The 24616-nt window shown below is 68.9% G+C and carries 18 protein-coding genes; 11 read left to right on the top strand and 7 right to left on the bottom strand.

The features are described from left to right. Nucleotides 1-265: 265 nt before the first annotated feature. The 7 genes from DDV73_RS16015 (at nt 266) to DDV73_RS15985 (ending at nt 11502) form a co-directional block, all read left to right on the top strand. Entirely contained in the window at nt 266-1189 is a 924-nt protein-coding gene (locus tag DDV73_RS16015) for a trypsin-like serine protease (protein ID WP_109508258.1), read from the top strand. A gap of 246 nt (nt 1190-1435) precedes the next feature. Further along, a complete protein-coding gene (locus DDV73_RS16010; RefSeq protein ID WP_154402780.1) occupies nt 1436-3583 on the top strand; it encodes a fibronectin type III domain-containing protein in 2148 nt (715 codons plus the stop codon). Between the two features lie 47 nt (nt 3584-3630). Next, nucleotides 3631-7089 (top strand): M28 family peptidase, encoded by a 3459-nt coding sequence (locus tag DDV73_RS29195; RefSeq protein ID WP_109508256.1) that lies wholly within the window; start codon nt 3631-3633, stop codon nt 7087-7089. Nucleotides 7090-7091: 2 nt separating this feature from the next. After that, nucleotides 7092-8414 carry a trypsin-like serine protease gene (locus DDV73_RS16000; RefSeq protein ID WP_161962424.1) on the top strand — a complete coding sequence of 441 codons (1323 nt, stop codon included), beginning with the start codon at nt 7092-7094 and terminating at the stop codon, nt 8412-8414. A gap of 7 nt (nt 8415-8421) precedes the next feature. Next, nucleotides 8422-9348: a glutaminase gene (locus tag DDV73_RS15995; protein ID WP_109508254.1), complete on the top strand. Its 927-nt coding sequence runs from the start codon at nt 8422-8424 to the stop codon at nt 9346-9348. Between the two features lie 92 nt (nt 9349-9440). Further along, nucleotides 9441-10391 carry a LysR family transcriptional regulator gene (locus DDV73_RS15990; RefSeq protein ID WP_161962423.1) on the top strand — a complete coding sequence of 317 codons (951 nt, stop codon included), beginning with the start codon at nt 9441-9443 and terminating at the stop codon, nt 10389-10391. Between the two features lie 121 nt (nt 10392-10512). Further along, nucleotides 10513-11502 (top strand): DinB family protein, encoded by a 990-nt coding sequence (locus tag DDV73_RS15985; protein WP_109508252.1) that lies wholly within the window; start codon nt 10513-10515, stop codon nt 11500-11502. A 9-nt stretch (nt 11503-11511) separates the two neighbouring features. Here DDV73_RS15985 and DDV73_RS15980 read toward each other — a convergent pair whose 3' ends face one another. Then, complete coding sequence (locus DDV73_RS15980) at nt 11512-12921, bottom strand: YncE family protein (protein ID WP_109508251.1); 1410 nt, start codon at nt 12919-12921, stop codon at nt 11512-11514. Between the two features lie 66 nt (nt 12922-12987). Further along, nucleotides 12988-13440 (bottom strand): gamma-glutamylcyclotransferase family protein, encoded by a 453-nt coding sequence (locus DDV73_RS15975; RefSeq protein WP_109508250.1) that lies wholly within the window; start codon nt 13438-13440, stop codon nt 12988-12990. A gap of 46 nt (nt 13441-13486) precedes the next feature. Here DDV73_RS15975 and lpdA point away from each other — a divergent pair, with 46 nt between their 5' ends. After that, complete coding sequence (lpdA, locus tag DDV73_RS15970; RefSeq protein ID WP_109508249.1) at nt 13487-14905, top strand: dihydrolipoyl dehydrogenase; 1419 nt, start codon at nt 13487-13489, stop codon at nt 14903-14905. A gap of 116 nt (nt 14906-15021) precedes the next feature. Here the strand turns inward: lpdA and DDV73_RS15965 are convergent, their stop codons facing one another. Both DDV73_RS15965 and DDV73_RS15960 read right to left on the bottom strand, forming a co-directional pair. After that, nucleotides 15022-15720 carry a DUF3800 domain-containing protein gene (locus DDV73_RS15965; protein ID WP_109508248.1) on the bottom strand — a complete coding sequence of 233 codons (699 nt, stop codon included), beginning with the start codon at nt 15718-15720 and terminating at the stop codon, nt 15022-15024. Between the two features lie 69 nt (nt 15721-15789). Further along, nucleotides 15790-16776, bottom strand: coding sequence for a helix-turn-helix transcriptional regulator (locus DDV73_RS15960; protein WP_109508247.1), 987 nt, complete (start codon nt 16774-16776; stop codon nt 15790-15792). Nucleotides 16777-16839: 63 nt separating this feature from the next. Here DDV73_RS15960 and DDV73_RS28775 point away from each other — a divergent pair, with 63 nt between their 5' ends. Both DDV73_RS28775 and DDV73_RS15950 read left to right on the top strand, forming a co-directional pair. Next, nucleotides 16840-17796 (top strand): hypothetical protein, encoded by a 957-nt coding sequence (locus DDV73_RS28775; RefSeq protein ID WP_206050905.1) that lies wholly within the window; start codon nt 16840-16842, stop codon nt 17794-17796. A 2-nt stretch (nt 17797-17798) separates the two neighbouring features. Beyond that, entirely contained in the window at nt 17799-18101 is a 303-nt protein-coding gene (locus DDV73_RS15950; RefSeq protein ID WP_109508246.1) for a hypothetical protein, read from the top strand. A 12-nt stretch (nt 18102-18113) separates the two neighbouring features. On the opposite strand, the gene DDV73_RS15945 is transcribed toward DDV73_RS15950, so the two are convergent. Beyond that, nucleotides 18114-18755 carry a cysteine-rich/transmembrane domain-containing protein gene (locus DDV73_RS15945; RefSeq protein ID WP_109508245.1) on the bottom strand — a complete coding sequence of 214 codons (642 nt, stop codon included), beginning with the start codon at nt 18753-18755 and terminating at the stop codon, nt 18114-18116. Between the two features lie 45 nt (nt 18756-18800). On the opposite strand from DDV73_RS15945, the gene DDV73_RS15940 reads away from it, so the two are divergent. Next, complete coding sequence (locus DDV73_RS15940; protein ID WP_109508244.1) at nt 18801-20189, top strand: NAD(P)H-quinone dehydrogenase; 1389 nt, start codon at nt 18801-18803, stop codon at nt 20187-20189. 102 nt (nt 20190-20291) lie between these two features. Here DDV73_RS15940 and DDV73_RS15935 read toward each other — a convergent pair whose 3' ends face one another. Continuing rightward, nucleotides 20292-20897, bottom strand: coding sequence for a hypothetical protein (locus DDV73_RS15935; protein ID WP_109508243.1), 606 nt, complete (start codon nt 20895-20897; stop codon nt 20292-20294). Between the two features lie 16 nt (nt 20898-20913). Next, entirely contained in the window at nt 20914-24540 is a 3627-nt protein-coding gene (locus DDV73_RS15930; protein WP_206050904.1) for a phage tail protein, read from the bottom strand. Between the last annotated feature and the right edge of the window lie 76 nt (nt 24541-24616).

Below are 24616 nucleotides of genomic sequence, written 5' to 3'. Positions count from 1 at the left end.
CCGCCAGCACCAGCCACCCAGATCCACCCACGATCAACCTCCACGCCCTCAGACCGAGAGCCGCATGACAGACCGATCTACGCTACGTGGCATTGGGCCTTGGCTGCCACCCGCAGCTCTATTGCGAACAATTGTTAATGGTTAACAGTTGAATTCCGCATGCCATTCCGCATGCCGTTGTCACCGACCTATTGTCGCCGCACTCGACGAATGTCGATCCGCCCCCGCTCGGGCGGGCAATGAAGGCGTATCGAAAGGTTCCGACATGAGATTGTTGAGAAACAGCCTCGTCGCCGTACTGGCCACGGCATTGGCGTTGCTGTCCATCGGTGAGGCGGGCGCCAAACCGGATGACGACGGCGGTGTCTCGCCGCAGATCGTCGGCGGCGTACCCGCGAGCGAGACGTACTCGTTCATGGTCTCCCTGCAGAACTCCAGCGGCAGCCACTTCTGCGGCGGCTCGCTGATCAAGCCGAACTGGGTGGTGACCGCCGCCCACTGTGCCGACATCAACCCGTACCAGGTGCGGGTCGGCACCCGGACCTGGGCGTCCGGTGGCTCGGTGGCGCGGGTCGTCGCCAAGTACAACGCTCCGAACAGCGACGTCGCGCTGCTCAAGCTCGACCAGAACGTCTCGCAGCAGCCGATCACGATCGCCGCCGACGGCGGTGCTCAGGGGACGGCGACCCGGCTGATCGGCTGGGGCAGTACGACGGGCGAGCAGGGCGACCGGCCGAGCCAGCTGATGCAGGTCGACGTGCAGGTCACCAGCGGTTGCACCAACCAGTTCAACGCTCAGCTGGAGCTCTGTCTCGGGGGAGTCTCCGGTAAGAGCGCGTGCTACGGCGACTCCGGCGGCCCGGCCATCCGGCAGGTCGGCGGTCAGTGGCAGCTCACCGGCGCGACCAGCCGCGCCGGTCAGGGCCGGCACCCGTGCCAGTCCAACACCGCGGCGATCTACGGCAGCGTCCCGGCGCACAAGCAGTGGATCGACCAGGTCACCGGTGGCACCGGTCCTGGCCCTGGACCCGGGCCCGGCTGCACGCTGCCGGCGTGGCGCTCGGGGGTGAACTACCCGCCGAACACCCAGGTGTCCTACCAGGGCAACAAGTGGCAGTCGACCTACTACACGTGGGGCTACCCGCCCGGCTCACCGTGGGGCAACTGGCGCAACCTCGGCCCCTGCTGAGCTGCTGACGCACTGATCCAGACTCCCGCGACAGGCCTGCGACCCCCACTCGCGGGCCTGCCGCGGGATATCGCCCGTTGCTTTGACAATTAACAATGGCGTCGGCAATCGACCTTAAGTTTGGCTCTTAACTGTTACGCATTCCAGGCGGTTATATTCACGGAATCTTCGACCTATCGTCATGTCACCTTGCAACTCATCCGCCCTGCCAAGGAGACAAAGCAGATGGTATTTCGTAGGAAGTTCGTGAGTGTGACCTGCGGCCTGGCCTTCGCGGCCGGTGCCCTCGGCGTCGCGCAGAGCTACGGCGGTACGCCGGAACAGGGCGCGGGCGCGACGTCGGCTCCCGCTGCCGCACCCCGTGCCGCCAAGCCTGACCCCGGTGCCGCACCTGTCGCCCAGGTCGCCGGAGTCGCCGCGGCGCTGGACATCTCCCGGGCGGAGGCCCGCGAGCGGCTGCAGGACCAGGACGCCGCGCACGCGACGTACAAGCGGCTGCCCGAGTCGGTCCACGAGGACCTCGCCGGCCACTGGTTCGACGCCGAGAGCGGCAAACTCGCGGTGGCGGTCACCAGCGGTGCGGCCGCCGAGCAGGCCCGGGCGGCCGGTGCCGAGGCGAAGGTCGTCGAGCGGAGCCAGGCCGAGCTGGATCGCCTGGTCGCCCAAGTCCGCAAGGCGGCCGGCAAGCGGATGCCCGGCCTGAAGAGCTTCGGTGTCGACCTCGTGTCCAACTCGGTGTCGGTCGCCATCAACCGGAACGCGAAGACCGCCGCGACGGAGAGGTTCATCAAGCGGGTGCGGGCGCTGCCTGGCGTGCGGGTCGTCGAGAGCGAAGGCGCTCCGCTCCAGCAGGCGGACCTGCTGAACGGCGCCGGCTGGAACCGCGGCCAGACCAACAACAACTGCTCGGTCGGCTTCAACGCGACCGGGACCGGGGGCAGCAAGCACTACCTCACCGCGGGCCACTGCACAGCGACCGGGACCACGGCGTACAGCGAGGTCGGCCAGGTCAAGATCGGCAACGTCAACGGCAGTTTTAACAACCGCGAGGGCGACTTCGGCAAGGTCGACGTCACCGAGGCGAGCTGGACGCTCAAGCCCGAGGTGAACACCTGGGGGACCGGGTCGAACATCATCGTCAGCGGCTCCGCCGAGGCGATGGTCGGCGAGGCGGTCTGCCACTCCGGCCGGACGGACCCGAAGTGGGAGTGCGGCAAGGTCACCAAGGTCAACCAGACGGTCGAGTACAGCGGCGGCCTGGTCATCGAGGGCCTGACCTTCACCGACTCCTGCTCGCAGGGCGGCGACTCGGGTGGCTCGTGGCTGGTCGGCACCAAGGCGGTCGGCCTGCACGAGGGCGGTCTCAACGGCAACAGCTGCCCGGCCGGGGACAACGCGATCTTCCAGCCGGTCAACGAGGCACTGCAGAAGTGGAACCTGACCCTGCTCACCGGCGGCGGTGGCGACGACACGCAGGCGCCGACGGCTCCGAGCGGGCTCCGCTCGACCGGCACCACCGCCAACAGCGTCTCGCTGAGCTGGACCGCGTCGACCGACAACGTCGGCGTCACGGCGTACGACGTCTACAACGGCAGCGCGCTGGCGACCACGGTCACCGGCACCTCGGCCACGGTCAGCGGGCTCACCGCCAACACCGACTACACGTTCACGGTCAAGGCCCGCGACGCCGCCGGCAACACCTCGGCGGCCAGCAGCTCGGTGACCGCGCGCACCCAGACCGGCGACCCGGGCGGCGACGACGAGCCGCCGACCACCCCCGGCGGGCTGCGGTCCACCGGCGTCACCAGCACCTCGGTGTCGCTGAGCTGGGACGCCTCGGTCGACAACGTCGGCGTGAGCGGGTACGACGTCTTCCGCGGCACCACACTGGCGACCAGCTCCACGTCGACCTCGGCGACGGTGACCGGGCTGACCCCGAACACCGACTACTCCTTCACCGTGCAGGCCAAGGATGCGGCCGGCAACAAGTCCAAGCCGACCCGTGCAGTCATCGTGCGGACCAGCGGCGACGGCGGCGGCGAGCGCACCTTCAGCAACGAGACCGACTACCCGATCCGCGACTTCCAGGTCACCACGAGCAACGTCAGCTCGACGGCGGACGGCGCGGCGGCGACACCGGTCACGGTGAAGGTCACCGCGACCCACACCTGCCAGGAGGACCTGCAGATCGGGGTCCGCTCGCCCAGCGGCCGGTACTACCAGCTCAAGGCGTACGGCGACAACAACTGGAACTGCACGCCGTTCGCGAGCACCCGCACGTTCACGTTCACACCGACGGCCAGCGAGGTGGCGCGCGGCACCTGGCAGCTGCGGATCGGTGACAACGGGCCGGGCGACACCGGCGTTCTCAGCGGCTGGTCGATCACGGTCTGACCAGCCACCCCGCCCCCATCTCTAGCTCAAGAAATCGGAGAACCCCCATGTCAGAGCAGTCGAAGCTGCGAACTCGCGGAGCACCGGCGCTGGTCGCAGCGGTCATCGCCGCCGCAGCCGTAGCCATCATCGGACCCCAGGCGGCCAGCCGGCCGAGTGGCGCCGACGCCCCGTCCGCCGGCCCCGACGAGCGAGCGGCGGCCGCGGCGGCCAGCAAGCTGGTCAAGCAGCAGTCGGCCGACCTCAAGCCCAGTGAGCGCGACGAGTACTACCAGCTCGACGTGATCAGCACGCCGGACGGCGTGCAGTACGTCCCCTACGCCCGCACCTACTTCGGCCTGCCGGTCATCGGTGGTGACTTCGTCGTGGTCACCGACGCCAAGGGGAAGGTACGCGGCACCTCGGTCCAGCAGCAGCAGCCGATCAACGTGGCCCTCCGGCCGCAGCTGACCAAGGCACAGGCGGAGAAGATCGCCCGCCGGCAGGTGGCGAAGGTCGACAGCGTCGAGTCCAACCGCCTGGTCGTGTACGCCGTCGGCCGGCAGCGGCTGGCGTTCCAGGTCGTCGTACACGGCACCAGGGCGAACAAGCTGCCGAGCAAGCTCGACGTCTTCGTCGACGCGTTCACCGGCAAGGTGCTGGACAAGAAGGACCGCGTGGTCGCCGGCACCGGCAACGGGAAGTGGAACGGCCCGCCGCCGCTGAGCTTCGGTACCACGGGTTCGGCCGGCAACTACAGCATGACCGACCCGAACCTCAGCGGGCTGAAGTGCGGCAACAACGACAACAAGCAGATCTACACCGACGCCGACGACACCTGGGGCAGCGGCACCGGCACCGACAAGGTGACCGGCTGCGTCGACGCCATGTTCGTGGCCAAGAAGCAGGCCGAGATGCTCAAGGAGTGGCTGGGCCGCGACGGGATCGGCTCGAGCGGCCAGTGGTACCCGATCTACATGGGCGACCCGCTGGGCCAGAACGCTCACTGGAACAGCACCTACATGACGGTCGGCTACAACTCGCGCAACGAGTGGATCTCCGCGCTGGACGTGGTCGGCCACGAGCACGGCCACGGCATCGACGAGTACACCCCGGGCGGGTTCAGCGGTGCGCCGCTCCAGGAGCACATCGCCGACGTGTTCGGCGCCGCTACCGAGGAGTACGCCAACGAGCCGTCGCCGTACGACACTCCCGGCGACTACCTGGTCGGTGAGACCGTCAACCTGACCGGCAGCGGCCCGATCCGGAACATGGCCGAGCCGTCGAAGGTCAACAACGACCCGAACTGCTGGTCCACCTCGCTGCCTGGCTCTGTGCACTCCGCGGCTGGCCCCGGCAACCACTGGTTCTACCTGCTCGCCGAGGGCACCAACCCCGGCGGCACCAAGCCCACCAGCCCGACCTGCAACAACAGCGGCCCCCTGACCGGCATCGGCATCAAGGCGGCGACGAAGGTCGTCTACAACGCGCTGCTGCGCAAGACCTCCGGCGCGAACTACCAGAAGTACCGGACCTGGACCCTCGCCGCCGCCAAGGACCTGGACCCGACCTGCACCCAGTTCAACAAGGTCAAGGCGGCCTGGGACGCGGTCAGCGTGCCGGCGCAGACCGCGGACCCGACCTGCACCGGCAGCGGCGACACCCAGGCGCCGACCGCGCCGGGCAACCTGCGCTCCACCGGCAAGACGGCAACCAGCGTCTCGCTGGCGTGGGACGCCGCGACCGACAACACTGGCGTCACGGCGTACGACGTCTACCGGGGCAGCACACTGGCCACCACGGTCACCGGCACCAGCGCCACCGTCACCGGCCTGACCGCGAACACGGCGTACTCCTTCTCGGTCAAGGCCAAGGACGCCGCGGGCAACGTGTCACCGGCGAGCGCCGCGGTCAGCGTCACGACCGACCCCGGCGGCAGCGACCCCGTCGAGCCGCCGGACGTCTCGGTCGACAACGTCAAGCAGCACCTGCAGCAGTTCCAGAACGCCGCCACCCAGAACGGCGGGAACCGGCGGGCGGGCAGCGCGGGCTACACCGCGTCGGTCGAGTACGTCGAGCAGAAGCTGCGCGACGCCGGGTTCACGGTACGGCGGCAGACCTGCACCAGCGGGTGCGTCTACCAGTCCGACAACCTGATCGCTGACTGGCCGGGTGGTGACGAGAACCAGGTCGTGATGCTGGGAGCGCACCTCGACGGCGTCTCGGCCGGCCCGGGCAGCAACGACAACGCCTCCGGCTCGGGCACCCTGCTCGAGACCGCGCTGACGCTCGCCGCGAAGAACCCGACCATGGCCAAGCACGTCAGGTTCGGGTGGTGGACCGACGAGGAGCAGGGCCTCAATGGCTCTGAGTTCTACGTCAACAACCTCTCGTCTACCGACCGGTCGAAGATCAAGTACTACTTCAACTTCGACATGGTGGCCTCGACGAACGCCGGCTACTTCATCAACAACATCACCACGACCGCCGGGTCGCAACTGAAGGGGTACTTCGACACCATCTCGGTGCAGACCGAGGAGAACGTCGAGGGCGCCGGCCGTTCCGACGACGCCACGTTCAAGAACGCCGGCATCCCGACCTCGGGCTTCGCCAGCGGCGCCAGCGCGACCATGACGGCCGCCCAGGCGCAGAAGTGGGGCGGCACGTCGGGCCGGGCCTTCGACCCCTGCTACCACCAGGCGTGCGACAGGTACCCGGACAACATCAACGCCACGGCGCTGAACCGGGCCGCCGACGCCCAGGCCTACGCGATCTGGCGGCTCGCGGTCGAACCCGGTGGGAACCAGCCCCCGAGCAAGCCGGGGAACCTGCGGAGCACCGGGAAGACGCAGACCAGTGTGTCGCTGGCGTGGGATGCCTCGACCGACGACCAGGGGGTGACCGGCTACAACGTCTACAACGGTGGCTCGTTGGCGACCACGGTGGCCGGCACCTCGGCGACGGTGACCGGCCTGACGGCGGGTACGTCGTACACCTTCACGGTGAAGGCGAAGGACCAGCCCGGTCTGGAGTCGCCGGCGAGTGATCCGGTGTCTGTGACGACCGACGGTGACAGCGGCGGCGTGCTGACCAACGGCGGGTTCGAGGCCGGGGACCTCTCGGGTTGGACCCTCGGTGGTACGGCGCAGGCCGGGTCGGTGCTGACCTCGGGTGCGCACGAGGGCTCGCGGGCGGCACGCCTGGGCTCGACCTCGGCGACCAACGGCGAGTCGACGCTGAGCCAGACCTTCACCGCGCCGGCGGGCAGCAGCCAGCTGTCCGTGCACTACTCGATGACATGCCCGGACACCGTGACCTACGCCTGGGCGAGGGTCGTGCTGAAGGACAACACGACCGGCCAGACCAGCACCCCGCTCGCCAAGACCTGCACCAACGGTGCCGGATGGAAGCAGGTCACCGCGGCCGTCACCCCGGGCCGCAGCTACACGCTGACCCTCGTCAACCGGGACGACAACCACCCCGACGACCCGGTCTACACGCTCTTCGATGCAGTGAAGGTGAGCTGAGCGTGAGCAGGACACGAGCGGCGGTCGCGCTGGCCGGGTGTCTGGTCGTGGCGGGGAGCCTTACCGCTACGACCGGAACGGGGGCGACCGGCGTCGACGGCCAGCGCCAGCAGCAGGGTGAGGGTGGTCCGGTGCAGCAGGTCAAGGGCGGCACCGACACCACCCACGCCGAGCACCCGTACACGGTGGTGATCACCCGGCCGGGCAGCTCGCACCCGCAGAAGGTGTCGTGCGGCGGCTCGCTGGTGCGGCCGAACAAGGTGGTCACCGCCGCGCACTGCATGGACCCGACGTACGGCGCGATCGCGGACAAGGAGGTGATCTGGGGCCGCACCGACCTGCGCACGACCGAGGGACAGGTGGCCAAGATCAGCAGCTACTGGAAGCACCCCGACTACGAGTGGGGTGGCCTGGACGGTGACGACGTGGCGGTGCTGACCCTGGACCGCAACATCGGTACGCGGGAGTCGCTGATCACGATCGCCACCGACACCGCGACCAACGCGCCGGGGACCGACACCACGCTGAGCACCTACGGGTTCACCGGCCCGAGCGGCAGCAACAGCTTCACCTCGATCATCCAGAAGGCGACGCTGCCGGTGATCGAGGACAGCAAGTGCACCGAGCTCGGCTGGCAGTTCACGGCCACCAAGCAGCTGTGCATCGGGCCGACCAAGAACGACGAGCTCGGGGTCTGCCCGGGAGACAGCGGGGCGCCACTGGTGGTCAGCACCGCGGCCGGGCGCCGGCAGGTCGGGCTGATCGAGTCCGGAGACAGCAACTGCGCCGGCCCGCAGATCGCCAGCGAGCTGACGACGTACGCGGCGCTGATCGAGGAGCAGCTCGGCGGCGATCCGGACCCGGATCCCGATCCGCCGGGTGGAGTGGTCAACGGTGGGTTCGAGGCCGGTGACCTGTCGGGCTGGACGGTCGCGGGTACCGCACGGACGGCGACGCTGCTGTCCACCGGGGCGCAGGCCGGTACCCGCGCCGCCCGGCTCGGCTCGACCCAGCAGACCAACGGCGAGTCGACGCTGAGCCAGACCTTCACCGCACCCGCGGGCAGCAGCAGGCTGTCGGTCTACTACTCGATGACCTGCCCGGACACGGTCCGCTACGCCTGGGCGAAGGTCGTGCTGCTCGACAGGACCTCGGGGCAGACCACCACGCCGCTGGGCAAGACCTGCACCAGCGGCGCCGGCTGGAAGGAGGTGACCGCGACTGTGACGCCGGGGCACAGCTACACGCTGACCCTGGTGAACCGGGACGACAACCATCCCGACGACCCGGTGTACACCAGCTACGACTCGATATCCGTCCGGTAGGCGAGTCGTGAGTGAGCCGCCGTACCAGCGCGTGCTCGATGCGGTGTACGACGACGTCCTGGCCCTGATCGGCCAGGGCGTCGTCGCCCGCTCCATTCCCGCGCTGGCCGTGGTCGACCCGCACCGGTTCGGCATCGCACTGGCGACGCCGGCCGGTGAGGTGTTCGGCGCGGGCGAGTACAACGTGCCGTTCTCGATCCAGAGCATCTCGAAGGTCTTCTCGTTCGGCCTGGTGCTGGCCGCCGACGACCAGATCTGGAAACGGGTCGGGCACGAGCCGTCCACCGACCCCTACAACTCCCTGATCCAGCTGGAGCGGGACCGCGGGATCCCGCGTAACCCGTTCCTGAACGCCGGCGCGCTGGTGACCACCGACCGGCTGCTCGGGCTCAGCTTGCCTGGCAGCGACGCGGTCGACGAGCTGCTGAGGTTCGTGCGGGCCGAGTCAGGCAACCCGCACGTCGACCTTGATCACGCCGTCGCGGCGTCGGAGCTGGCCAGCTGTCATCGCAACGCTGCGCTCGCCCACCTGATCGCCGACTTCGGGAACCTCGACCATCCGGTGCACCTGGTATTGGAGCAGTACGTCGGCCAGTGCGCGCTCGCGATGAGCTGCGCGGACGTGGCGCTGGCCGCCCGCTTCCTGGCGACTGGCGGGCTGCGGTCCGACGGCTCCCGGCTGCTGCCGGCCGCCGACGTCAAGCGGTTGAACGCGACCATGCTGGTCTGCGGCATGTACGACCGCGCGGGGGAGGCGGCGTACCGGTTCGGGCTACCGGCCAAGAGCGGTGTCGGTGGCGGGATCGTGGCCGTCGTACCGGGGCGTTGTGTGCTGTGCGTGTGGAGCCCCGGACTCGACGCGAGCGGCAACTCGGTGGCCGGCGTGGCGGCGCTCGAGGCGTTCTCCACGCGCACCGGATGGTCGGTGTTCTGACCATGTCCAGCCTGCCCGTGGGCAAGCGCCCACCCAAGGGAACCGACGAACTAGCGGAGATGCGCATCCGAATGGCCCATAGCATTGCGAGTATGGAGCTGGAGATCCGGCACTTGCGGGTGCTGGTCGCGGTGGCCGAGCACGGCAGTGTCACCAAGGCGGCGGTAGCACTCGGGCAGTCGCAACCGTCCCTGAGCGCCCAGCTCGGGCGGATCGAGCGGAACCTCGGGTCGCCCCTGTTCGAGCGGACCCGGACCGGCGTCGTACCCACCGAGCGCGGCCGGGCGGTGCTCGCCAAGGCGCGGTTGGTGCTGGCCGACATGGACGAGCTGCGCAGCCTGGACGTTGCCTCGTACGCCGCGGCGGGTGCGATCGAGCTGCGGCTCGGTGGGATGACCGGCCCGCTGCTGCCGGCCGTGATCCACCAGCTGAGCCGGACCAGACCCGGCGAGCTGACCCTGCGGACACACTCGGAGACGTCGATGCCCGCGCTGCTGCGCCGTGTGCAGGACGGCCAGCTGGACGCCGCGTTCATCGTCGACTTCCACGACTACGAGACGCCCACGCCCCCCGGCGTGCAGCGGGAGGTGCTGATCCCGGTCGAGCCGATCTTCATCGGGCTGGCCGACCACCACCCGCTCGCGGCGCAGGCGGTCGTCAACCTGAGTGACCTGGCCGACGAGCAGTGGCTGATCGACCCGACCGACGACCTCTCCGGTACGCCGTACCTGCGGAAGGCGTGCCGGGAGGCCGGGTTCGAGCCGCAGATCGCGCACGAGGTCAGCGACAGCGCCACGGCCCGCGCCTATGTCAGCAGCGGCCGGTACGTCGGGATGTTCATGGCGATGGCGCCGGAGGGGTTCGGGGTGGTGGTGCGACCGCTGGCCGGCGACCCGATCGTGCAGCGCTACAGCCTGGCCTGGACCGAGCGCTGCCCGGTCGACCCGGCGGAGCTCCGCAAGGCCGCACTGGACGCCTACCTCGGCTTCGTGGACCGGAACCCCAGCTTCTACCGGTGGTGGACCGAGCACCATCCGTCTTAACAGTTAACAGTTGAACTGTCGGTTTTGGGCCTTTCGTCGTCCAGTGACGCACTTCACGTTGTCCACGTAAAGACTTATCGTCGAGTTCTCGGGGGATTGAAAGTTTGACGATGGAGTCGACATGACCGCCCCGCCCCAAGACATCGCACCCGCCCCCGGTGACGCCGCTGTATCCGATTCTGGGGGTGACTCTGGCTCGGCCGAGCTGGACGCCCTGCTGGCAACCGGCCCGTTCGAGGCTGCGCTGCGGGCCGCCATCGCGGCCCGTGGACTGGGACTGACCCGGATCCACGACCGGCTGACCCGCGCTGGTGTCACGGTCAGCCTGGCGACCCTGAGCTACTGGCAGTCCGGCCGCAGCCGGCCGGAGCGCCGCGACTCGCTCCTCGCGCTGGCGGAGCTGGAGAAGGTGCTCGAGGTGCCGGCGGGATCGCTCAGCTCACTGCTCGGGCCGCCGCGGCCGCGGGGCCGGTGGTTCGGCAAGCCGCAGCCCACCCCCACGGGCACCTCGGTCTGGTGGCCGGACCAGGCCGCCGTCGACGACGCGCTCGACGAGGTCAACATGCGCTGGGACGAGCGGCTGACCCGGATCAGCCAGCACGACCTGGCCCGGATCGGGCCCGCCCGGGAGGAGCTGTCGTTCCTGTCCCGCCAGGTGCTGCGCGCCGAGGAGGACGGCGCCGACCGGTGGGTGGTGATCCTGCACCTCGACGAGCACGACCGGGTGCTGCCGCTGGTGCGGCCACGCAAGCACTGCCGGCTGGGCCGGGTGGTCAGCCGTCCCGCGGACGGCCTGCTGGTCACCGAGCTGCTATTCGACCGGCCACTGGCCCGGGGCGAGACGATCATCACCGAGCACGAGCTGGTCAACCGGGCGCCGTACCCGCTCGCGACCAACTACGAGCGCAAGTTCCGGCTGCCCGTCCGAGAGTTCGTGGTCGAGGTGAGCTTCGACCCGGCCGCGCTGCCAGCCCGGATCGTCCAGCACTCGCGGCTGGAGGGCGAGCCGGAGCGGGTTCGTGAGGCGTACCTCGACGACTCCCACTCCACCCACGCGATCGCGCTCAACTTCGGACCGGGCTGCTACGGCTTCCGGTGGGAGTGGGAGTAGGGCGCCTGCTCACCAGGTGGCGACCGTTGCGTTGCGGACGACGCCGTGCCGGATCCGCTGCGGGTGGTCGCCGACCTTGCGGAACGCCAGCTCCCGCTTTCGGGTGAAGTCGAGGACCGCCACCGCGTCACTCTCGCTGAGCGAGACCCAGCAGGTGTCGGCGAAGCCCTCGGTGGTCCAGTAGGGCTTGCCGTAGTGGTGACCCGTGCGGCGCTTGTCGAAGATGACCCGCTTCATGCTCGCCCGGTCGACCAGCGCGGCGTAGTCGTCCATGGTGCCGGCGGCGCACAGCGTCGTACCGCTGCTGTTGATGGCCAGACCGTGGTGGGCGGAGTCGTTGACGTACTGCTCACGCGGCATGTCTGGCACTCGGTTCGGCAGAGGTACGACGCGGCGCACCGCGCCGGTACGCGGCTCGGGCAGGCCGCCGCGGGTGTAGTCGACCTTGCCGTTGTGGTCGGCTGCCTGGGTGTCGAACTCGATCAGGCCGTGGAAGAACGACACCTGGTAGTAGACGAACCGGCCGCCCGGCGCGACCGCCATCGGCCGAACCGCGCTGCTCATCCGCGGGTAGCCGGACTCGGCCAGCTCCTTGCCCATGTCCCAGCGGCGCATCACCCTGAGGTCGCGGTTGCGCACGATCTGGAACCAGCGGTCGCCCTTGACAGCGTCGTGCACCGGGTCCAGCGGCACCGGGCCGATCTCGGTGCTGTCACCGGGGGTGTAGACCCGGCCGATCGAGGCATGGAAGATCCGGGCGCCGTCGCGGGTGTAGTTGCTCTCGTGCGGCGTCTCCCCAGACGGGAAGGTTCGCAGCCGGTCGCCGAGCCGCACCCGGCGTCCGGACGGCAGCGTCTGGCTGACCATGGAGTACTCGATCACCTTGCGGTCGGTCGAGTCCGACACCAGCAGCCGCCGGCCGTCGGGGGACAGGCCCATGTGGTCGGTGCGGTAACCGTCCATGGGCTGCTCACGGACGATGCTGTCGCGGCGTCCGGCGGTCGCCTTCGCGATGTCGATCCAGACCACGTCGGCGAAGCTCGGTCGGGAGACCGCCAGGTAGCGACCGCCGCGGGTGGTGAACATGTCGTCGACGTACTGGTCGTGCCCCTCTCCCGGCCCCTGCTGGATCGCGAGGTAGTAGGCCAGCCGAACCGGGTCGGCATGGATGTCGGCGAGTTCCTGCGCCTTGTCGGGGATCAGGTTGACCCCGCGCTTGAGGACCCGGAATGGACTGCGTGCGTCGACGATGCTGGCGGTGCCCGCCCAGTTGTTGCCGACGAACATCACGTCTCGGAGTCCGGTTGGGGCGGCCTCAGGCGCCGGCGCACGGCTGCTCGCCGAGGTGGCTCCGCCGGGCGACAGGGCGGTCAGCGCTACCGCGGCGAGGGCGGCGAGGAGGGTGGGTCTGCGGGCCATAGCGCACTCCAGGAAGGCCGAGGTTGGTCACTTGACCAACGAATCGGCGCGCGGTGCGTTACGTCGCTACAGGCCGGTCGATCGGCAGGGACGCGCGCGCAGAGCGGTCACGTAGTCGTCGGGTGCGTCGGCTGCCTCGGCCGCGTCGGCGAGGGCGCCGATGGTGAGCGCGGAGGGCAGGCCGCCTTCGTAGGCATCCAGCACGTAGGTCCAGGTGACCAGCTCACCGGTGAGCGTGGCGACACGGACCTTGGTCTTGCGGTAGAGGCCGGTGTCGGCGGAGTCCCAGCCGTCGAGCGCGGACTCGTCCTCCGGCGTGACGTCGTACACCGCGACGAAGACCTGCTCGAACGGGTCCTGCACGATCGTGGTCAGCGCGCCGTCCCAGCCGTGGTCCTCGCCACCGAAGGTGAGCCGCCACCCGGTGAGCCAGCCGGTGGTCCGCAGCGGCGAGTGCGGGCACCGCTCGGCCATGCGTAGCGGGTCGAGGTTGGTCCCGTAAGCGGCGTACAGCGTCACAGGCCAGAGAGTATCGGGCCGAGAGGCGACAGATAGGCTGACCGGCGTGACCCACTTCAATGTGATTGTTCTTGGTGCAGGTCCCGGAGGGTACGTCGCGGCGATCCGCGCGGCCCAGCTCGGTCAGACCGTGGCCGTCGTCGAGGAGAAGTACTGGGGCGGCGTCTGCCTCAACGTCGGGTGCATCCCGTCCAAGGCGCTGCTGCGCAACGCCGAGATCGCCCACATCATCACCCACGAGAAGGCGACGTTCGGGATCAGCGGCGACGCCACGATGGACTTCGGCGCGACCCACAAGCGCAGCCGCGGGGTCGCCGACGCCAGCGCCAAGGGCGTCCACTACCTGATGAAGAAGAACAAGATCACCGAGCTCGACGGTTGGGGCACCATCACCAGCGCCACCTCGCTCGACGTGAAGCCAAGTGGCACAGGCGACGGCGTCGTTAGTTCCTACACCTTCGACAACCTGATCATCGGCACCGGCGCCAAGGTCCGGCTGATCCCCGGGCTGTCGCTGAGCGACAACGTGGTGACCTACGAGGAGCAGATCCTCGACGCCGAGCTCCCCGGCTCGATCGTCATTGGCGGCTCGGGCGCGATCGGTGTGGAGTTCGCCTACGTGCTCAAGAACTTCGGCGTCGACGTCACGATCGTGGAGTTCCTGGACCGGATGGTGCCGACCGAGGACGCCGACGTGTCCAAGGAGCTGCTCAAGCAGTACAAGAAGCTGGGCGTGAAGGTGCTGCTCTCGACGGCGGTCAAGACCGTCGAGGACACCGGCGGCGTGGTCAAGGTCACCGTCGCCCCGGCGGCCGGCGCCAGTGGTGAGCAGGGTGAGCAGGTGCTCGAGGCCGACAAGTTCCTGGCCGCCTTCGGCTTCGCGCCGCGGGTTGAGGGTTATGGGCTGGAGGCCGTCGGGATCGCGCTCAACGACCGTGGCGCGATCGAGGTCGACGCCCGCGGTCGCACCAACATCCCGAACATCTACGCGATCGGCGACGTCACCGGCAAGCTGATGCTCGCGCACACCGCCGAGGCGATGGGTGTCGTCGCCGCCGAGACCATCGCCGGTGCCGAGACCATGGAGATCAACTTCGACATGATCCCGCGGGCGACGTTCTGCCAGCCACAGATCGCGTCGTTCGGCTACTCCGAGGCGCAGGCCAAGGAGAAGGGGTATGACGTCAAGGTCGCCTCCTTCCCGTTCTCCGCCAACGGCAAGGCCCGCGGCATGGCCGAGGGCGTGGGCTTCGTCAAGATCGTCGCCGACGCCGAGCACAACGAGATCGTCGGCGCCCACATGATCGGCCCCGAGGTCACCGAGCTGCTGCCGGCGCTCACGCTGGCCCAGCAGTGGGACCTCACCGCCGACGAGGTTGCCCGCAACGTCTTCGCCCACCCCACCCTCAGTGAGGCCATGAAGGAAGCCGTCGAGGGCATCGCCGGCCACATGATCAACCTGTGACACGCGCCGCAATGCTTGGAGCTGCCAGAGCTCGCCTCTAGACTTGTACACGTGGACGCCAGCGATGGCCTCCCGTCCAGCCTTAGGCCCCGTCACTGACGGGGCCTTCGTGCGTGTCAGGGACGCCAGCAGTGCTGATGCTCAACTCTCGCGCGGATCCGCGCCCAGAGCGCAGCGTTGGCCCTCGTCGCACGCAGGTCTGTCTCCGTATGCGTCTCGAGTCGGCGATGGAGGAAGGCCACCAAGTCCGCAGCCTGCAAGAGTCGGCTGTGGTGTGAGGGTGCGAAGTGGATCGTGTCCACGATCCGTGGGAGTTCCGAGCTGAGGTAGCCCGGCGTTCCATACATCCGGAAGTCGGTCAGATTCTTCCGGTGCCGGTCGTCTTCCTGTAGCTCGTCGGCAATGATCAGAGCCGCCTGGTCGGTTCTTGCTGCATAGCCGTTGACCCGCTCAAGCAGATGCTGGAGCACCACGTCGTGAGGGGGAATCGGGCGCCCGTATCGCTTGCGCTGAGCTGGTATGTCCAACCCCCGCAGGAAGATTCGCACGTCATGGTCGGCTATCGCCTGCAAGGCATCGCCGTACACGCCGATCCGCTGGCGCGGTTGAAGCTGCGCCCAGTCTTCCTTCCCATGGAACAGCGGATGCCCATGGAGCTCACTACCGGCCGTGACACCGCGGCAGGTGCGTCGCGCCTTCGTCACCACGCCGGCAAGCTCACTCTCCAGTGAGCGAATAGCGTCGTGGTGGACCGCGAGCCCGGCTATGTAGTACCGCTCTTTGGTGTAGGACTCGTCCACATACGTCAGCAACATTGGATCCCCCCGTCAGGCAACTGCCACCGCGCGTACACGTTAGACGGGCTTGGGGACTGAGCGCACGACCTACGTGCCGTGCGCTCCGGCGTAGGTCTCAACAAGTGACGCACCGCGCCGACCAAGCTCAGCGCGCAGCTCGGGAGGGTCGACGACCTCGACCTCGGTGCCGTGGCCGATCAGCTGCCGGGCGGCGTGGTCGACCGACTCGATGTTGAGTACGGCGCGGGTCCAGCCGTCGTCGCCAACGGCGCCGCCGGCCGCCGCGCGCCGGAGCTCCGGGTCGCCGAAGTCGGACAGCCGCCGGACCAGGGTCGGAGCGATCCGGATCGTCGCGGTGCCGGTGATGCGCCTGGCGTCGAAGGCGGCGAGGTGACGCGTCCAGTGGTCGGCGAGGTCGAAGTCGGAGGGCCGCTTGAACGCTTCCGACGTCGGCTGCAGGGCCAGGATGTTGGAGACCCGGTAGGTGCGGGTGCCGTCTCGGTCGCGAGTGGCGGCGACGGCGTACCAGGTGCCGTTCTTCAGCACCAGGCCGTACGGCGCGAGCGTGCGCTCGACCTCGCGCGGCGCCTCCCACCGCCGGTAGGTCACCGAGACCCAGCGGTCGCCGAGCACCGCCTCGGCCAGCGCGGCGAGGTGCGGGGTGTCGTCGGCGTCGCGGTACCAGCCGGGCAGGTCGACGTGGAACCGCTCCCTGAGCCGGCCGGCGCGTGCTCGCTGGTCGCCGCCGAGCGCGGCCAGCAGCTTCAGCTCGGCGGCCGCCGCGTCGCCTTCGAGACCGAGCGCCCGGGCGGCGCCGGGCAGACCCACCAGGAACAGTGACCGCGCCTCGCCGTCGGTGAGGCCGGTGAGCCGGGTCCGGTAACCGTCGACGAGCCGGTAGCCGCCGGCCCGGCCCTGCTCGGCGTACACCGGGACGCCGGCGGTCGAGAGCGCGTCCATGTCGCGGTAGACGGTGCGCAGGGAGACCTCGAGCTCGTCGGCCAGCTCCTGCGCGGTCAGCCGGCCGCGCGCCTGGAGCAGCAGCAGGATCGAGACCAACCGGGACGAGCGCACACAGCCGAGAGTAGCGATAAACACTGACACTCTCTGTCAGGTATCGCGGCCAGCATGGTCGCCATGACACAGACAGCAGAACCTACGGACAAGATCAGCACCGGCTTCGACTTCCTCGTCGGCACCTGGGACGTGGCCCAGCGACGCTTCCACGAGGGGAGCACCGACAGCTTCTCCGGGACCTCGTCCGCGTGGACCTACCTCGGCGGGGCGGTCAGCGTCGAGGAGCTCTCGGTGCCGGACCGCGACTTCGCGGGAATGGCGCTGCGCATCTACTCACCGGAGACCCAGCAGTGGTCGGTGCACTGGATCAGCAGCCGCTCCGGCGTGATCGACGCGCCGGTGGTCGGCGATGTCGGACCCGACGGATGCCGGCTGGTCGGCGTCGAGGAGGCGGACGGCGCGTCGCGGCACGTGACGTACGAGTGGTTCGACCTCAGCCCCGACCTGGCCCGCTGGCAGCAGCAGGTCTCCAACGACGGCCAGAGATGGGACCTGGACTGGGAGATGGAGTTCCGGCGCACGGCGGAGGAGCCGGTCCTGCTGGACACGTCGTACCTGCCCAAGGTCGCCGGTGACTTCGACTTCATGAACGGCACCATCAAGGTCCGCAACGAGCGGCTCAAGGAGAGGCTCGCCGGGTGCACCGAGTGGACCCGGTTCGAGCACACCCAGCACGGCCGGCCGCACCTCAACGGCGGTGTCAGCGTCGACCAGAACGTGATGCCCGGCCTCTACACCGGCCTGACCTTCCGCGCGTACGACATCGCCGCCGACGAGTGGGCGATCCACTGGATCGACCACCGCAACCCGGAGCTGGGCGAGTCGGTCCGCGGCCGGTTCGAGAACGGCGTCGGCGAGTTCTACGGCGACGACCAGCACCAGGGCACGCCGGTGCGGGTCCGGTTCCGCTGGGACGTCCGCGACCCGGCCGCCCCCACCTGGGAGCAGGCGTTCTCGACCGACGACGGCGAGACCTGGGAGACCAACTGGCGCAGCTTCCACACCAAGGTCGCCTGAGCTTGACGCACACGACCAGCACGACCAGCAGGACCGAGTCCGACTTCGGGTTCCTCGTCGGCACCTGGGCGATCTACTGGGTCGACAGCCGAGCGCCCGAGCTCGGTGAGCCGGTGCGTGGGAGGTTCCGGGACGGGGTGGGTGAGTTCTTCTGCGAGGAGGTGCAGGAGGGACGGCCAGTGGTGGTCCGGTTCCGGTGGACCGTCCTCGACGACGAAAACGCGACCTGGGAGCAGGCGTTCTCGACCGACGACGGCAGCACCTGGGAGACCAACTGGACGACCGCCCACACCCGGATCGGGTGACCCGGGCCCGGGCTACTCCACCACCTCGCGGAGCAGCTCCACGGCAGCGTCGGACTTGTCGCCGATCGGCTTGGCCAGGTTCGCCGACCAGACCTCGACCTCGACGACCTGTCCGCCGCTGCCGGCGAGCGCGCCACTGCGGATCTCGCTGCCGAACTTCTTGCCGTCCTCGCCGACATCGGCGGACTCGACCGAGGCGCCCTGGCCCTCCGCGGTGGTCTCGAACTCGCCGCGCACGTCGTCCTCGATGATCGACGAGCCGCTGGTGATCTGGACGTTGACGCCGGAGTCCGCGTCGACGGCCTCGTAGCTGCAGCCCGAGGCAACGAAGATCGTGCCCTCCGCGACCGTCTTCACCTCGGAGCCGACGATGTCGGACACCGTCGACGCCGATGGGCACTCGACGTCGCTCATCAGCTTGTCCGCGGTGTCGACGACGAAGCGGTAGGCGAAGAAGGCGGCGGCGGCGCCGACCGCGACGACCACCACGAGAGCGACGAGGCAGCCGACCAGGCAGCCGCTGCCCGACCTGGACCGCCTGGGCGGGCCGGCCTGCATGACCGGCGCGCCGTACCCCTGCTGCGGCGGCTGCGGCGGGTACCACCGGCCATCAGACGCCTGCCACCATCCCGGTTGCGGAGGTTGCTGGTTCATTGGTCACTCCTGGTCGTAAAGAACGGCACTGCAACAATGAGCGCCATGAGTCGCGTGGTGATACTCGGTGGTGGGCCCGGAGGCTACGAATCTGCGTTGGTGGCCGCGCAGCTGGGGGCGGAGGTGACCGTCGTCGACAGCGACGGCCTCGGCGGCTCCGCCGTACTCACCGACTGCGTGCCGAGCAAGACCCTGATCGCGACCGCCGAGCTGATGACCGAGGTGGCCGGCTCGGCCGAGCTCGGCGTCAACTTCCACGACCACGAGGGCGACGCGGCCACCTCGATCCAGGTCGACCTGGCCCGGGTCAACGAGCGGGTGAAGAAGCTCGCGGCCGACCAGTCCGCCGACATCGAGCGCCGGCTGACCAAGGAGGGCGTGCAGATCGTCCGCGGCCGCGGCCGGCTCGACGGTCCGGAGCGGGTGATCGCGACCAACGAGGCCGGCGAGCACGTGTACGACGCCGACGCGATCCTGATCGCCACCGGTGCCGCGCCGCGCACCCTGCCCACCGCGCAGCCGGACGGTGAGCGGATCCTGACCTGGGAGCAGGTCTACGACATCACCGAGGTGCCGCGGAAGCTGATCGTGGTCGGCTCCGGCGTGACCGGTGCCGAGTTCGCCAGCGCCTACCTTGCACTCGGCATCCAGGTCACCCTGGTCTCCAGCCGCGACCGGGTGCTGCCGGGCGAGGACGCCGACGCGGCCGTCGTACTCGAGGAGGTGCTGACCCGGCGCGGTATGGAGGTGCTCTCGAAGTCGCGGATGGAGTCGGTGACCCGCTCCGGCGACACGGTGACGGTCACCCTCACCGACGGCCGCAAGGTCGAGGGCTCGCACTGCGTGCTGGCGCTCGGCTCGGTCCCCAACACCACCGGCGTCGGCCTGGAGGAGTCCGGCGTCAACCTCGGCGACAGCGGCTTCATCTCCGTCGACCGGGTCTCGCGCACCTCCGCCCGCAGCGTGTACGCCGCCGGCGACTGCACCGGCGTACTCATGCTGGCCAGTGTGGCGGCCATGCAGGGCCGGATCGCGATGTGGCACCACCTCGGCGACGCGGTCACTCCGCTCGACCTGAAGAAGGTCGCCTCCAACGTCTTCACCGCCCCCGAGATCGCCACCGTGGGCTGGTCCCAGCAGGCCGTCGACGAGGGCGAGATCGTCGCCGAGGTCGTGATGCTCCCGCTGTCGGGCAATCCGCGCGCGAAGATGCAGGGCGTTCACGACGGCTTCGTGAAGCTGTTCATCCGCCCCGGCACCCGGATCATCGTCGGCGGCGTGATCGTCGGCCCACGTGCCTCCGAGCTGATCCACGCGGTCTCGATCGCCGTCGCCGAGTCGCTCACCGCCGACCAGCTCGCCCAGGCGTTCACGGTGTACCCGTCGATGAGTGGCTCGATCGCCGAGGCCGCCCGCCGCCTGCACCGAGTCTGAGGGGCCGCCTCGACTGGCACGATCTCGGCGACACGCCGTCCAGTCGGCGTGTCGAAACCATCGTGTAGGTCGGGAGGGTCCCACCAAGCAGTCATGCCCGCGTCAGCCGGGTCGCAGCCGCGTGTCGGCGCCGAGACTGCGCGCGAGCTGCTCCACCAGGTCTGCCGTGGCGACGGCGTCCGAGATCGGCCGGCGACCGGGTTCGACACGCACCTCGATCAGCCCGGGCGAGCGACTGTTCGCTACCTGCGCCCGTCGCGCGCGCCGCGCCCCGAGCTTCTTGGCGACGCCCGCGGTCAGGTCCGCCTTCAGCTCCTTGGCCCGCGCCGAGTCCGGGGCTTCTGCGATGACGACGAGCGCCTCCGGGCTGGCCTCCTCGCCGGACCACGAGTCGTCGTACGCGAAGGTGTCGACCAATCGATCGGGCAGGTGGACCGGCTCGTTCGTCGCCAGCTCGATCCGGATGTCCCAGGTGAGCCACCACCGGTCCCGCCACTCGGTGGACTCGTCGTCCTGGCACAGGTAGCTGGTCGCGAACGGCTCGGAGATGGACCAGTCGGAGGCCTCGTCGGGCAGACCGTAGTCGGAGAGCACGGTCTCGATGAACTTCGCCGTGCCAGCACCGAGCTCCTGGACGTTGATCGCGGTGGCGTAGAGCAGCACCGCCTTGTCGTCGAGCACGCCGTTCCAGAGTGAGTAGGTCTCCATCTGATGTCACCTTCCGCTACTCGCGGTATCCCTTGAAGGTCGGCTCGACGGTGTCGACGTAGGTGATTCCGCCCGATCCCTTCGAGCTGTTGCACGGTCCGCACAGGACGACGAGGTTCTTCGGATCGTCATACCACGCATAGCGCGTCGCCTGGTCTGTCTTGCGGCCCTTGCTGTTCCAGTGCTTGGCCACGGGGGTGTCTCGGTGATCGATAGTGACCTGGTTGCGCCTGATCTGGTGAGCTGACCGACCGTGACCCGCGCACCAAACCCAGCCGACCGATGCTCCCTTCGCAGCTTCATTCAGAACGGTGGTCTTGTTGGTGAGCCGGAAGTTCTTCTTGTAGAACCACTCGCGAACGCCGTCTCTCAATACATACGGGCGGAGCTTGTTCGTGCCAGGCACGACGTACTTGGAGCTAACGACGGAGACCGGCCTCGCGGTAGTCCTGCTGCCCCTGGGATTGATCTCTCCCTCCACCGCCCAGTGCGTCTCCCGCGCCACCAGCTCCAGCCGGGTCAGGCCGTACCGAGCCTTGATCGCCGCGAGGACCGGCCGGGCGAGGGCAGCCTTGAAGTTTGCGCCAGGCAGCTTGTCCACCGCCGCTTGGCCCGCCCCCAGCGCACTGTCCAACCGTTTCTGCTTGCCCGCGGGCGAGTCGTCGCCACCGCGGACCTTCGCCAGCGCCTTGTCCTTGAGCTTGTTGACGCCGCCCTTGATCTTGCCGCCTAGCTTGGTGAGCCCGCGGATGACGGGGCCGGCGATCTTGAGGCCCTGCTTGATCACGAAGTCGATCGCCTTGTTGAACGGCTTCTGGATGGCTTGGATGATCGAGCGGATCTTCTCGCCGATGCCGCCGATGCCGAGCACGCTGGCGATGAAGCCGATCAGGATCGGCACCATCTGGCCGAGCGCGTCCTCGATCTTGTCGACCACCGAGGAGACGTTGCCCTTCGCGATGTCGACGACGCCGTCGATCACGGTGTTGACGAACTTCATGATCCGGGCGGCGTTGTTCACGAAGAACATCACCACGTCGTAGATCAGCTTGCAGGCCTTGATGAACGCGGCGGCCGGGTTGAGCAGTGAGATCAGCCAGGTGATGCCGGCGGTGATGATCTTGGTGATCACGAAGTCCTGGATCTGCTCCATGATCATCGTCTTGATGTCGCCGAGCTTCTCCATCAGCATCTCCCAGACCGCGCCGATGCCGCCGCTGGCGATCTTCTGGAAGATGTCGACGCCCTTCTCGATCGCCGCCATCGCCTTCTCGCCGATCTGCTTGACGATCCGGCTGCGGATGTTGGCCCAGGTGAGGCCGAAGATCGAGGCGAGGAGCTTGATGATGCCCTTGATGTCGAAGCTGTCGGGGATCTCGATGCCGGCGTCGCCGAGCTGACCGAAGAGCCAGCCCATCAGGCCCTTCTTCAGGTGTACGCCGATGTTGGCGAAGAACTTGTTGATGCCGCCCTTGATCGCGCCGATCAGGTTGCCGAGGAAGCCGATCGGGTCCTTGATGATGTCGCCGATCGCGCTGGCCGCGCGGGCCAGGGTGTTCTTCAGCATCGCGACCAGCTCGCGGATCGTGTTGATGACCGCCTTGATCGCGCCGATCGCCTTGTCGATCAGCCCTCGGTTCTCGGCCTGCAGCTCCTCGATCCGCTCGTCGAGGGCCTTGCGGGACTCGACGTACTTGGTCGCCAGCGACTCGACGACCTCGTTCTGCTTGTCGGTGACGTCGGACTCGAGCTTCTCGAACTTGTCGCCGATGTCCTTGGCGGCCTCCGACCCGACCTTGGCCAGATCCTTCGGCAGCGACTTCACGTACGCCGAGATCTCGTTCTTGCCCTTCGCGATCCGCTGCTTGGCCGCGGTCAGGTCGCCACCGACGATGTCGGCGACCCGGGAGATCACGCCGTCCATCTGCTGTAGGTACAGCTCGCGGCCGGCCACGTAGAACTCGTTGACCTTGTCCGGCATCCCCTTGAACTTGTCCCTGACCCAGCGCAGCTTGCCCCGCCAGCCGCTGTACCGGTCCGCCTTGTACGCCGACATCTTTGCCGCGACATAGGTCTCGAACGCCTGCTTGGCCTGCTTCTCCCCGGCCTCGAACTCTTTGTCGACCTTCGGGTCGATTCCCTCGAGGATCTTCTTCACGTCCGCCTCGGTGGCGGTGAAGATGGACTGGATCTTGCCGGTGACCTCGGCCCGCTTCTGCTCGTCCTTGGACTTGGTCTTGCCCTTGGCCGCGACCAGCTTGGCCAGCGCCGCACCTTTCGCGCCCTGCATGCCCGCGACGCCGGCCTTCGCCTCGGCGTCAGCGGCCTGCTTGTCCTTGGCGATGGTGGCCTGCTCCTGCTCGCGGTACGCCGCGGGCGCGGTGTCGGCGTGCTCGGCGGCCTTCTGCTTGTCGGCCAGCGCACCCTGGAACTCCGGCTCGTTGGACTTCGCCAACTGCTCGTCGGTCACGTTCGCGTCGGCCATCTCCTGGTTGGCCTCGTGCTTGCCGGCCTCCAGGTTGGTCTGCTCGGCGGGTGCCGGCTTGGGTACGGCGCCGGTCGCGGGGATCGGTGGCGCCGCGCCCGGGTTCTCCTGAGCCATCGGGGTCACTGGCTTGGCGATCGCCTTGGACTGGTCCGGGGGCGCCTCGGTCGCCGCCTCGATGGCCTGCGACGCACCATCCTTGCCCTGGGTGACCATCCCCTTGACCTCGCCCTTGACCTCGCCCGCCCTGCTGGCCTTCGGGTCGCTGGCCTCCTTCAGGTTCTTGGGCGCCTTGGCCTCGATCGCGGTCTTGACCGCCGCGATGAACGCCTTCTTGTCGAAGGTCCCGGCCTGCTGGGCGTCCATCGTGTCGGCCTTGGCCGCCTTGGCCTGACCAGAGATGTCGTCGGCCGGAGCCAGCGCGGCGTCCTGCGCCTCCTTCGCCTTCGACGACGCCGGCGGGTGCGCCTTCTTGGCCTTCGCGAAGCCCTTCACATTGCCCTTGACCTGCGCGAACGCCGGGTCCTCGTCCGGTTTCACGCCGGTCGGCGCTACCGGTGGCTGGAGCAGTTTGTCCGCCGTCATCGGCTCCGGAGCAGCCATCGCCGCACCGGCACCGCCACCCCCGCCAGCTGGTGCCGGACCAACCGGGCCCGCCTTCGCAGCGGGTGCGCCACCGGCGATCTTTGGCTTCGCGGCTGCGGCCTTCGCCGCGGCCGGGATGGCTGGCACCGGCTTGGTCGGCGGCACCGGCTTCTTCGGCGCAACCGAGCCAGGGCCGAACCCGGTCTTGTTCGCCGCCAGCGCCTCCGCAGGCGGCTTCGGAGCCTCCTGCTCGACCGGGACCCCGGCGGCCTCAGCCCGCTTCATCCCCTTGTCGACGGTCTCGATGACCGGCTCGTCCTTCTTGAGCTCCTTGAGAGCGCCGTCGATGTCGCTCAGGGCTTCCCCATCAGGAGACCGCAACTTCGCCATCATCAACGCGGACACCGCCGAGTTGCCGGCGTTCCGCTGCAGGGCGAGTACGGCGCCCGCGCGGCCGCCCAGGGCCGGTGTGGAGGCAGGCCCGGACGCGCCGGCGGCGCGACGGCGACCGTCGGCGAGAGCGTTGGTCGCCTCGGCCTTGGCGGCGTCGGCATTCTGTCGGGCGCCGGCCATGCTTCGAGGGTCGCCGATCCGGTGCCGTTCGAGCCGCAGCCGCCACGCACGAGCCGGGGCAGCCCGTGCTGCCCGA

It is taken from the genome of Nocardioides speluncae (assembly GCF_003121585.1).
Lineage (GTDB): Bacteria > Actinomycetota > Actinomycetes > Propionibacteriales > Nocardioidaceae > Nocardioides > Nocardioides speluncae.
The sequence above is the reverse complement of the archived record's forward strand: the minus strand, read 5'-3'. Positions and strand labels throughout refer to the sequence as shown.